Origin of the sequence: Bradyrhizobium sp. 4 (genome assembly GCF_023100905.1) — a bacterium.
GTDB lineage: Bacteria > Pseudomonadota > Alphaproteobacteria > Rhizobiales > Xanthobacteraceae > Bradyrhizobium.
In genome coordinates, this window is sequence record NZ_CP064686.1 from 6,954,217 (window position 1) to 6,965,000 (window position 10,784).

The 10,784-nt window shown below is 64.0% G+C and carries 10 protein-coding genes (1 of these 10 running past the window's edge); 7 read left to right on the forward strand and 3 right to left on the reverse strand.

Features of this window, described 5'->3' with window-relative positions; translation table 11 throughout:
- Nucleotides 1-46: 46 nt before the first annotated feature.
- Nucleotides 47-1,591 (forward strand): acyl-CoA synthetase, encoded by a 1,545-nt coding sequence (locus IVB45_RS33285; RefSeq protein WP_247357825.1) that lies wholly within the window; start codon nt 47-49, stop codon nt 1,589-1,591.
- A gap of 17 nt (nt 1,592-1,608) precedes the next feature.
- On the opposite strand, the gene IVB45_RS33290 is transcribed toward IVB45_RS33285, so the two are convergent.
- Nucleotides 1,609-2,151 (reverse strand): methylated-DNA--[protein]-cysteine S-methyltransferase, encoded by a 543-nt coding sequence (locus IVB45_RS33290; RefSeq protein WP_027565581.1) that lies wholly within the window; start codon nt 2,149-2,151, stop codon nt 1,609-1,611.
- Between the two features lie 139 nt (nt 2,152-2,290).
- Between IVB45_RS33290 and IVB45_RS33295 the strand changes: the two genes are divergently transcribed.
- The 5 genes from IVB45_RS33295 to IVB45_RS33315 all read left to right on the forward strand — a co-directional run bounded on the left by IVB45_RS33295 (nt 2,291) and on the right by IVB45_RS33315 (nt 7,209).
- On the forward strand, nt 2,291-3,109 hold the full coding sequence (locus tag IVB45_RS33295) for an alpha/beta hydrolase (protein WP_247357824.1): 819 nt from the start codon (nt 2,291-2,293) through the stop codon (nt 3,107-3,109).
- Nucleotides 3,110-3,111: 2 nt separating this feature from the next.
- Nucleotides 3,112-3,924, forward strand: a complete 813-nt coding sequence (locus tag IVB45_RS33300) for an alpha/beta hydrolase (protein ID WP_247357823.1) — start codon at nt 3,112-3,114, stop codon at nt 3,922-3,924.
- 189 nt (nt 3,925-4,113) lie between these two features.
- Entirely contained in the window at nt 4,114-4,791 is a 678-nt protein-coding gene (locus tag IVB45_RS33305) for a GntR family transcriptional regulator (protein WP_247357822.1), read from the forward strand.
- An 85-nt stretch (nt 4,792-4,876) separates the two neighbouring features.
- Complete coding sequence (locus IVB45_RS33310; RefSeq protein ID WP_247290141.1) at nt 4,877-5,677, forward strand: phytanoyl-CoA dioxygenase family protein; 801 nt, start codon at nt 4,877-4,879, stop codon at nt 5,675-5,677.
- Between the two features lie 203 nt (nt 5,678-5,880).
- Complete coding sequence (locus IVB45_RS33315) at nt 5,881-7,209, forward strand: Gfo/Idh/MocA family oxidoreductase (protein ID WP_247357821.1); 1,329 nt, start codon at nt 5,881-5,883, stop codon at nt 7,207-7,209.
- A 468-nt stretch (nt 7,210-7,677) separates the two neighbouring features.
- Here IVB45_RS33315 and IVB45_RS33320 read toward each other — a convergent pair whose 3' ends face one another.
- Complete coding sequence (locus IVB45_RS33320) at nt 7,678-8,655, reverse strand: prolyl oligopeptidase family serine peptidase (RefSeq protein WP_247357820.1); 978 nt, start codon at nt 8,653-8,655, stop codon at nt 7,678-7,680.
- A gap of 120 nt (nt 8,656-8,775) precedes the next feature.
- Entirely contained in the window at nt 8,776-9,861 is a 1,086-nt protein-coding gene (locus IVB45_RS33325; protein WP_247357819.1) for an NAD-dependent epimerase/dehydratase family protein, read from the reverse strand.
- A gap of 290 nt (nt 9,862-10,151) precedes the next feature.
- Between IVB45_RS33325 and IVB45_RS33330 the strand changes: the two genes are divergently transcribed.
- On the forward strand, nt 10,152-10,784 hold the 5' portion of the coding sequence (locus tag IVB45_RS33330; protein WP_027565590.1) for an ABC transporter substrate-binding protein. The gene runs 456 nt beyond the window's last position; the window shows 633 of its 1,089 coding nt (coding positions 1-633); its start codon is at nt 10,152-10,154; the stop codon falls past the right edge of the window.

A 10,784-nucleotide genomic window follows, 5' to 3' on the forward strand; every position in this document is an offset into this window, starting at 1 on the left:
GCTGCGCTGCGTCCGGGGAACATCACTCCTAGCCGTAAACAGAGACATGACTCACCCCTCCATTCACGCTCGCGCCACACCCGACAAGATCGCCTATCAGATGGCCGGGACCGGCAAGGCGATTACCTATCGCGAGCTCGACGAGCTTTCGAACCAGGGCGCGCACCTGTTCCGCTCGCTCGGGCTGAAGGCCGGCGACCACATCGCGCTGCTGATGGAGAACCGCCTCGCCTTCATGGAGATCTGCTGGGCTGCGCAACGCAGCGGGCTCTATTACACCGCGATCAGCCGCTATTTGAAGCAGGACGAGATCGACTACATCATCGCCGATTGCGGCGCCAAGGTCGTGATCACCACGCCGAAATGCGCCGACCAGATCAAGGCCCTGATCAAGGGTGCGGCCGGCGAGCCGGTCTTCTACATGATGGACGAGCCGCAAGCCGGCTTCTGCTCCTACGACAAGGAAGCCGCCGCGCAGCCGACAACGCCGATCGACGACGAGGTCGCCGGCTATGACATGCTGTATTCATCGGGCACCACCGGCCGGCCCAAGGGCATCAAGAAGGCGTTCGAGGGCAAGCCGATCGACGAGCCGAACGCGTTTCTGCGCGTCCTCTGCGCCAGCATGTGCGGCATGAACGACGAGACCACCTATCTCTCACCGGCGCCGCTCTATCACGCGGCTCCCTTGCGCTTCAACATGATGGCGATCCTGCTCGGCGGCACTTCCATCATCATGGAGCAGTTTGACGCCGAAGATTTCCTGAAGCTGGTCGAAAAATACAAGGTGACCCACGCGCAGCTCGTGCCGACCATGTTCGTGCGCATGCTGAAGCTGCCGGACGAGGTCCGCAACCGCTACGACGTCTCGACGCTGAAGGGCGCGATCCACGCCGCCGCGCCCTGCCCGGTCGAGGTCAAGGCCAAGATGATCGAATGGTGGGGGCCGATCCTGATCGAGTATTACGCGGGCTCCGAAGGCAACGGCGTCACCGTCTGCAACTCGAAAGAATGGCTGGAGCACCGCGGCAGCGTCGGCCGCGCCGTGGTCGGCAAGATCAAGATTCTGGACGAGAACGACGAGGAGCAGCCGACGGGCGAGATCGGCACGGTCTATTTCGCCGATGCGCCGGTTTTCACCTATCACAACGATCCCGAGAAGACGAAGAAGGCCTACAACGCAAAAGGCTGGTCGACGCTCGGCGACGTCGGCTATCTCGACAGTGACGGCTTTCTCTTTCTCACCGACCGCAAGTCCTACATGATCATCTCGGGTGGCGTGAACATCTACCCGCAGGAGACCGAGGACGTGCTCATCACCCACCCCGAAGTCGCCGACGTCGCCGTGTTCGGTGTACCGAACGACGAGATGGGCGAAGAGGTCAAGGCGGTGGTGCAGCCGCACGATCCCAAGCGCGCCGGCAAGGAGCTCGAGGCCGACCTGATCGCCTACTGCAAGAGCCGCCTCTCGACGATCAAATGCCCGCGCTCGATCGATTTCGAAGCCGAGCTGCCGCGCACGCCGACCGGCAAGCTGGTGAAGCGGCATTTACGCGACAAATATTGGCCGAAGGCGGCGGCGAAGATTTAGCCCGCGGCGTCATCGCCTCAATCGAACAAGCTCGGCGTGTGGTTCACCAGCGCGCCTTCGATCTCCAGCATCTTCAGCTTCGTCACCACGCCGCCATTCGCGGAGAAACCGCCGGGCTTGTTGCCGGCCGCCAGCACGCGATGGCAGGGCACGACGATCGGGCAGGGGTTGCGGCCGAGCGCCTGGCCGACGTCGCGCGACAGCTCGACACCGCCGAGCTGCTTGGCGATGTCGCCATAGGTGACGGTCTTGCCCGGCGGAATGGTGCGGGCGATCGCGTAGACGCCACGGTTGAAGTCGGGCACGCCGTCGAGGTCGAGCGGGATGTCGGTGAGGTCATCCGGCTCGCCGGCGAGCAGCTTTGTGATGCGGTCGATCGCCTGCTGCACTTCGACGGTCGGTTCGGCTTCGCTGGCGTCGGCATGGCGCTGGCTGATGCGGGTGCGGATCTTCTGCTCGCCGCCCATCGGCAGTTGCGTGCCATTGATGCCGCGCGGACCCCAGGCAATGGCGCACAGGCCGATCTTGCTATCGAACAGGGCAAAATGCTGGTCGGTCATGTTTTGGTCCCTGGCTTGCGTTCCCTCGCATGCCCCCAATGTGAACTGAGCTCAAATCTAGGCTTAGAAATAGTTGCGATCCACCCGGTTTCCGGGAATCTTGCACAGGAGTTCCGCCTCCCTTTTTCGCGAGCCCAGAATGCAGAGCCTCCACGTCAACGGATACGACATGCCCTATCTCGACGTGGGCGAAGACCGAGGCCGGCCGCCGCTGGTCTGCGTTCATGGCTCGCTCAACGATTTCCGTGTCTGGGGCTGCGTGCTCGGGCCGCTGTCGCAGCGGCACCGGGTGATTGCTGTCAGCTTGCGGCACTTCTTCCCGGCGCAATGGGATGGCGTCGGCGACACCTATTCGATCGCCCAGCATGTCGACGACGTCATCGCCTTCATCGAGGAACTCGACCTCGGTCCGGTTGATTTGATGGGCCATTCCCGGGGCGGGCACATCTGCTTCCGGGTGGCGCAGCGGCGGCCGGAGCTGCTCCGGCGGCTGGTGCTGGCCGAGCCCGGCGGCGAGCTCGATGCGAGCCTCGATCCTGATTATGCCGGCGGCCCCTCGCCGCTGCTGGCGCGGTTCACGGCCTCGGCCGAGAAGATCGCGGCCGGCGACATTGACGGCGGCCTTGCCGTCTTCGTCGACACGCTTGAAGGCGCCGGCACCTGGCCGCGGCTGCCGGCGCTGGTGAAGCAGAATCTGCGTGACAACGCTTTCACCCTGATCGGCCAGGTCCGCGACAACCGCCCGCCATTCTCGAAGGCGGACGCGGAGTCCATTACGATGCCGACGCTGTTCATCCTGGGCGCACGGACCAAGGGCCTGCTGCCGAAAGTGCTGCATGCGCTCGCCGCGCATGTGCCGTATTCCAGGACGGCGGTCATCCCGAACGCAACGCATCCGATGTTCGAGCAGGCGCCGCAGAAATACTCCGAAGTGGTGCTGGATTTTCTGGCGGGCTGATCATGCAGACATTTCGCGTCAACGATTACGACATGGCCTATCTCGAAGTGGGACGAGGCCCGCCGCTGGTCTGCGTGCATGGCACGCTGGGCGATTTCCGCACCTGGTACTCCGTGCTCGGTCCGCTGTCGAAATCGCATCGCGTGATCTCGGTCAGCCTGCGGCATTTCTTTCCCGAGCATTGGGATGCCGTCGGCGACGATTACAAGATGGCCCAGCACGTCGCTGACGTGATCGCCTTCATCGAGCAGGTCGAACCCGCGCCGGTCGATCTGATGGGCCATTCGCGCGGCGGCCACATCGCGTTTCGCGTGGCGCAGTCGCGGCCGGATCTGTTGCGCAAACTGGTGCTGGCCGAGCCCGGCGGTGATCTCGATGCCAGCTTACCAGTGCCTGCAGGCACGCCCGCCCATCCGCCGCTGGCGGCGCGCACGGCGCGCTCGGTCGAGATGATCCGCGCCGGCGACATCGAGGGCGCGCTGCAGAACTTCTACGAAGGCATCGAAGGCGACGGCTCGTGGCGGCGCGTGCCGGCGGCGGCGAAGCAGCAATTGCGCGACAATGTGATCACCTTCCTCGGCCAGATCAACGAGCAGCGCAGGCCCTACACGCTCGCGGACGCGCAGGCGATCAGGACCCCGACTCTCCTGATCGGCGGCGGCGCGACGACGGGGAGCCTGTCGGTGATGTGGCGCGTGCTGGCCGCGCACATCGCGGGCGCCAAGACGGTCGTGATCCCCAATGCCGGCCACTGGATGTTCGAGCAGGCACCGCTGGAGTTCGGCGAGGCGGTGAACGCATTCCTGGCGGAGTAGGCCCCACCCCTCTTTTCTTTTTCCTCAAAATAACCCCATGCACAGTAGTCGAGCCCAGCAATATCAATGGCTTGGCGAAGCGCAAAACAGGGTCGGACGCCGCATTGGCCGCGCTTGACGCCCCTATCCTCTCGCCGTACCTTCGAATACGGAATTCCGTATTCTCTGTTGGCCTTCGGAGCTGCCGGCGTGATCCCTCTCGACCCGCTTCCGAACTTGATCGACCAGGTCTATGCGCGGATCCTGGAGGCGATCTCCGATCGCACGCTGCAGCCGGGCCAGCGCATCCGCCAGAACGAGCTCGCCGACAGGCTCGGGGTGTCGCGCCAGCCGGTGTCGCATGCGCTGCACCTGTTGCACCGGCAGGGACTGGTCGCCGAAAGCGGCCGGCGCGGCTTTGAAGTCACCCAGCTCGATCCCGCACGCATCCGCCAGCTCTACGAGGTGCGCGGCGCGATCGATGCGCTGGCGGCACGGCTTGCAGGGGAGCGCGCGGCAAGCGATGCGGCGGGACGCGCGCGGCTGGAGGCGGCGCTCGCCGCCGGGCGCGGGATCGATGGCAAGACCACGCTCGCCGAGCTGATCGCGCTCGACGTCGAGTTTCATCGCGCGATCTATCGGCTCGCCGGCAATCCCGTGATCGAAGAGACGATTACATCGCAATGGCCGCATATGCGCCGCTCGATGGCGACGGTGCTGTCCGAGCTCGATTATCGCGGCAGTGCCTGGGCCGAGCATGCCGACATTGCCGGACACATTTTCGCAGGCGATGCGAAGGCGGCCGAACGTGCGGCGCTTGCGCACGCGCAGACGGCTGGACGGATGACCGAGGAGAGATTGAGGGCGACGGAAGAGGCGGCGGCGTAGCAGCCACCACCGCCAAAGACGTGGATGGCCGGGTCAAGCCCGGCAATGACGAGCGATAACAAAAATTAAAACAGGAGGACGCGCCATGAAACTGTCCCAGGAGCAATTGGAGTTCTTCCACCGCGAGGGCTGGCTGTTCCTGCCCGAATTGTTCAGCCCGGAGGAGGTCGATCTTCTCGCGCGCGAGGCGGTCGCCATCTATGACGCAAACCGGCCGGAAGTCTGGCGCGAGAAGAGCGGCGCGCCGCGCACCGCCTTTGCCGCGCATCTCTACAACGAGGCCTTCGGCATCCTCGGCGCGCATCCGCGCATGATCGACCCGGTCGAGCAGCTGTTCGGCGAGCAGGTCTACATGCACCAGTTCAAGATCAACGCAAAATCCGCCTTCACCGGCGACGTCTGGCAATGGCACCAGGATTACGGCACCTGGAAGCGCGACGACGGCATGCCGGAGCCGCGCGCGATGAACATCGCGATCTTCCTCGACGAGGTGATGCCGATCAACGGCCCGCTGATGCTGGTGCCGCAGAGCCAGAACGCCGGCGACCTCAAGGCCTCGCACGACCTTGCGACGACCTCCTATCCGCTGTGGACGCTGGACGAGGAGACCGTGACGCGCCTCGTCAAGCAGGGCGGCATCGTGGCGCCGACCGGCAAGCCGGGCGGCATGCTGATGTTCCACGGCAATCTCGTGCATGGCTCGGCGGGCAACATCACGCCCTACCCGCGCAAGATCGTGTACCTGACGCTGAACGCGGTTTCGAATTACATCCGCACCCCGACGCGGCCGGAGTACATCGCGCATCGCGATTTTGCGCCGATCAAGACGGTGAAGGACGACGCGCTGGTCCGGCTCGCCCGTGCGCCGCGGCAGGCGGCGGAGTAGACTTACTCGCAAAACATCCTCGGTCGTCGTGGCCGGACTTGTCCCGCCTGCGCGGCCGAAGCCGCTTCGGCGACGCAAAGGCCCGGGGATCCACGCCTTGAGACGATCGCTGCCGGCAAGACGTGGATGGCCGGGTCAGGCCCGGCCATGACGATCTGATAGAAACACGCCCCTCACCAATTTCTGCCTCGCAGGACCGTCCCATGAACCTCTTCCGCCTCCTCCAGGCCCGCGCTTCCGCCGGCAAACCCGTCCGTGTGGCGCTGATCGGCGCCGGTAAATTCGGCTCGATGTTCCTGGCGCAGGTGCCCCACACGCCGGGACTGGAGGTGCCCATCATCATCGACATCGATCGCGACCGCGCGCGCGAGGCCTGCCGCACCGTGGGATGGAACGCGGCGCGGATCGCCGCCACTGTTTTCACCGACGACGGCGCGCGCGCCATTGCCGGCGGCGCGATGGACGTGGTGGTGGAGGCGACCGGCAATCCGGCCGTCGGCATCAAGCACGCCCGCGCGGCGATCGCGGCCGGCAAGCATATCGTGATGGTCAATGTCGAGGCCGATGTGCTGGCGGGTCCGCTGCTCGCCGAGGAAGCCCGCAAGGCCGGCGTGGTCTATTCGCTCGCCTATGGCGACCAGCCGGCGCTGACCGCGGAGATGGTGGATTGGGCTCGCGCCACCGGTTTTCACGTGGTCGCCGCCGGCAAAGGCACGAAATATCTGCCGGCCTATCACGACGTGACGCCTGACAGCGTCTGGCAGCATTACGGGTTGTCCGCGGGCGAGGCGCAATCGGCCGGGATGAATCCCCAGATGTTCAACTCCTTCCTCGACGGCACCAAATCGGCGATCGAGATGGCCGCGATTGCGAACGCCTGCGGACTAGACGTGCCTGCGGAGGGCCTGCTGTTTCCACCCTGCGGCGTCGACGACCTCCCGCATATCATGCGGCCGCGCAGCAAGGGCGGCGTGCTGGAGCGATCGGGCGTCGTGGAAGTGGTCTCCTCGCTTGAGCGCGACGGAAGGCCGGTGTTTCGCGATCTGCGCTGGGGCGTTTACGTCGTGCTCGAGGCGCCGAACGACTACGCGGCCGACTGCTTCAGGCAGTACGGCCTGAAGACCGACGGCAGCGGACGGTACGCGGCGATGTACAAGCCGTACCATCTGATCGGCCTCGAGCTGAACATCTCGGTCTTGTCGGCAGCCCTGCGGGGCGAGCCGACCGGGCAGCCCCATGGTTTCCGCGGCGACGTCGCCGCCGTGGCAAAACGCAATCTGCGCGCCGGCGAGATGCTGGACGGCGAAGGCGGCTACACGGTGTGGGGCAAGCTGGTGCCGGCGGCCGCGAGCCTCAAGGCCGGCGCGTTGCCGATCGGGCTGGCGCATCGGCTGAAGCTGAAGCACGACGTCGGCCATGGCGAGATCGTGCGCTGGAGCGATGTCGAGTTCGACGCAGACAACGAGACGGTGAAGACGCGGAAGGCAATGGAAGCGGCGTTCGCAAGCGCAGATCAGGCCGCGCGTTCATAAATCGAAATTGGTGGATCAAAGCTTATGGGGGCAGCCCGTCAACGTGTCATGTATAAAACACTACAAAAAACACTGCCACGATGAAAAGCAGTTCGATGCTGGAAACGATTTTGTCAACTGCCCCAGGCTTTTGGGAAACGCCGTCTGGCCCTTTGCCCAAACCATAGCGCAGCCGCCGCAAGCCCGATGAAAAGGCAAAGGCCGGTTAAGAACGTCCACATGATCTTCTCGCCACGCACCGTAACAGTGCACCGATCCGCGCATTGTTTTCAAGGACTCAGTATCCGAACGGACGCAGGGTAAGCCTGTTCAAAAAAAGTCCACAATGGGTCAATCGCGTTGGTTTCGAGCTCAGCCGCAAACTTCCGGTCAGCCCCTGTGAACTGACATGTAGCTGCCCCACGTCAACGGAAGCGATGGGCCAATCAGCGACATTGGCAGGCCCGCGCGGCCCACCTACTGCGACGTCTACTGGTTTTCACCAAGGTGCTTACGGAAATAACCAATCATCTCAGCGTGAAGCTGTTGATGAAAATCGTTGCGGTTGAAACCCGGCGCATCGGTGCAAGCCGTCGGATTACCCTGCACTTCCTTCGGGCTGCAGGTGGCAAGGAAAGAGAAGTGTTTGGCGTTTGTTACGAAGTGATAATCCAGCATCGGAAGCCGTTGTTTGACCGCTGCCGCACAGCATCCAGACAGGCCGTCAGCGTTTTGGGCGACGTCGGAACTCCACAACTGCACCGGGACCGCTACATCCTTCAGGTCCTTCTCTGGGAACACAAATGCCGGATATGGATCAACGATGACAGCGGCCCTCACGCGCGGATCGGACGTGACTGGCTGACTGGGTGCCTCACCGCTCTCAAGCTGCTTACAGGCCAACAGGCTGGACGTCGCGCAATTGGGCAGGCCCTTTCGCAAATCGGGATTACCACCGACGACAGCAAGACCCGTATAGCCGCCAAACGAAAATCCGTAGAGACCAATACGCCGAGCGTCGATGCGCGCCGCGTCGGGCCAACTATCGAGCATGTAGTCAATCAGCCGCTTAATGTCCGCAGGCCGCTCCACCAGCACAGAAAGGCTATCGGTACGGCTAGTGTCGCGCCAAGTGTCACCGGGATGATTGAGCGCAGCGACGACAAAGCCCGCGTCGGCCAAGGCCGCCGCAGTGTCATGGTGGCCGCCGAACCATCCTCGCCTGCCGTGCGATATCACGATGAGGGGAAGCTTTTCGCCTGTCACTGCGCATCCGGGGACTGCGAGGAAAATGGCGCCACGGGCATCCAGTTCTCGCGGGGTCTCCGCACAAGGTGTCCAAACAAGCAGCCTGATCCCCGGTCCCGCCCCGTCAGCAGGAATGTCAAAATTTTTGACCCCCGCCGCGTTCGCCACCGCCAGTTCAAGGAAGAAATAGAGAGCAGACAACAAAATAACGCAACGCATTCTTGGCTCCGCGCGGGCAGAGGACCTTCACAATGGCTAGTTGAACCAGCCGATTATGTCGCCTTCGGGTCACAAACTGACTTGGGCAACCATCCCCGACATATCGGCTTTGGTTCTGCCTCAAGGCAGCAGCCGCTCTTGCTTCGCCTGCCTGAACCACTTCCGGAACATATCCTCGGTATCCATCATCTCGGTGAAGCCGGCGCGGTTGATCTTCACGGTCGAGACGATCGAGGGCGGACCGGATTCGGTCTGGCCGTAGCGCAGGCTGTAGTCGGCGTATTGGAACGAGAGGCCGACGAATTCGGCCAGCGCCGGCGATGCAAGGTCGTGCTTGCGGCGCAACGCGTCCCAGGGAGCGACCCAGCTCGGGAATTCCCTCGCGAGCGACAGCGGGACCGGCTTGCCTGGCTTCATCTCCAGTGCATCGGCGACCGCAGGCCAGATGTTCTCCCAGGTGAAGACGTCGCCATTGGTCACGTTGAAGGCCTCGTTGCGCGCGGCCTCGGCCTCTCCCGACCAGGCGATGGCGCGGGCGAGGAGATCGACGTCGACGGCCTGCCCCACCCGCGCGGCGCCGCCGGGGTAATCGAGCGGTCTGCCCTGCTCGCGCAGCATCGCGGCATAGACGCCGAGCGGCGGAATCAAATCCATGGCGCCGCCCATGGCGAGGCCGACGATCAGCACCGGCCGCAGAATGCTCCAATGCCAGCTCTTGCCGGTCTGGAGGTCGCGCAGGAAGTTTTCCTGCGCCCAATAGAAGTTGGGCTGCTCGTACATTTCGGAGCGGCCTTCGCGGGCCGGCACAGCCAAGGGGCGAACGTGGACGCCGTAGGCCTTGGTGCCTTGCAACAGGGCGACATGCCTGAGGCGGGGCGCCACAGGCTCGAGCGCACCCATCAAATTGCGCAGCATCAAATCGTTGGTCTTGATCTGCTGCGGGTCGCGCCAGCCGTCGACGAGCTGCGGCGCCTCGTAGAGCGCGGCGTAGATCAGATGCGTTGCGCTGCTCAGTTCCGATGCGGCGCGCTCGCAATCCGCTGCACTGGTCAGGTCGATCGGGACATGACGGGCACCATAGAGGTCGCGCGGCTTCCGCCGGGACAGGGCAATCACATCGCACCCTCCCGCCAGGCCGAAGTGTCGCAACGCGGCATTGCCGACGAGACCGCTCGCTCCGGCGACCACGACTTTCTTGCCCGTCATGCGCGAGCCTCCCTGGTTTTGGCGCGACTGAATAGCAGATCGCGTGCAGGCCCGACTTGCGTCAGGCCGGTGTTCGCAGCTGCGAGGCGCCGATGAGGCTTGATTCCGGCGAAGCGCCCGGTCATCCTCGCGCGCGGAACCGCAACGATCGGAATTCCATCTCCCAGTGCCCTCAAGGGCCGTTCGGAAACGCCACAACGTCTCAACAGAAAACGTCGAGCGTCGACGAAGACAAGACGACACCAAGATCGTTCCCCAGGTCGAAGCATCGACTTAACGGAGGGAAGCGCATGGAACGTCGTAAATTCCTGACGGCAGGCGGATTGGGCCTGGCCGCGAGTGCCGTCGCTGCGCCGGCGATCGCGCAGTCGATGCCCGAGATCAAATGGCGATATGCCGCGAGCTGGCCGAAGGCGCTCGATACGCTCTACGGCGGCTGCGAGTATTTCGCCAAGCGCGTCGCCGAGATCACCGACAATCGATTCCAGATCCAGGCATTCGCCGCCGGCGAGATCGTGCCGGGCCTGCAGGTGCTCGACGCCGTCGCCAACGGCACGGTCGAGATGGGCAACACCGCGCTGTATTATTATTGGGGCAAGAACCCCGCCTTCACGTTCGGCACGTCGCTGCCGTTCGGCTTGAACACGCGCCAGCACATTTCGTGGCTGCAGTGGGGCGGCGGCCAGGACCTGATCAACAATCTGCTGAAGGAATACAACTCCATCGGCATTCCGACCGGGTCAACCGGCGCGCAGATGGGCGGCTGGTTCCGGAAGGAGATCAAGTCGATCGACGATCTCAAGGGATTGAAATTCCGGGTCGGCGGCTTTGCCGGCACGATCATCGCCAAGGTCGGCGGCGTGCCGCAGCAGATCGCGGCGGGCGACATCTATCCCGCGCTGGAGAAGGGCACGCTCGATGCC

Coding starts and splice junctions, on each gene's coding strand:
- IVB45_RS33285 (WP_247357825.1), top strand. CDS start 47: ATGACTCACCCCTCCATTCACGCTCGCGCCACACCCGACAAGATCGCC.
- IVB45_RS33290 (WP_027565581.1), bottom strand. CDS start 2,151: ATGACCGACCAGCATTTTGCCCTGTTCGATAGCAAGATCGGCCTGTGC.
- IVB45_RS33295 (WP_247357824.1), top strand. CDS start 2,291: ATGCAGAGCCTCCACGTCAACGGATACGACATGCCCTATCTCGACGTG.
- IVB45_RS33300 (WP_247357823.1), top strand. CDS start 3,112: ATGCAGACATTTCGCGTCAACGATTACGACATGGCCTATCTCGAAGTG.
- IVB45_RS33310 (WP_247290141.1), top strand. CDS start 4,877: ATGAAACTGTCCCAGGAGCAATTGGAGTTCTTCCACCGCGAGGGCTGG.
- IVB45_RS33315 (WP_247357821.1), top strand. CDS start 5,881: ATGAACCTCTTCCGCCTCCTCCAGGCCCGCGCTTCCGCCGGCAAACCC.
- IVB45_RS33320 (WP_247357820.1), bottom strand. CDS start 8,655: ATGCGTTGCGTTATTTTGTTGTCTGCTCTCTATTTCTTCCTTGAACTG.
- IVB45_RS33325 (WP_247357819.1), bottom strand. CDS start 9,861: ATGACGGGCAAGAAAGTCGTGGTCGCCGGAGCGAGCGGTCTCGTCGGC.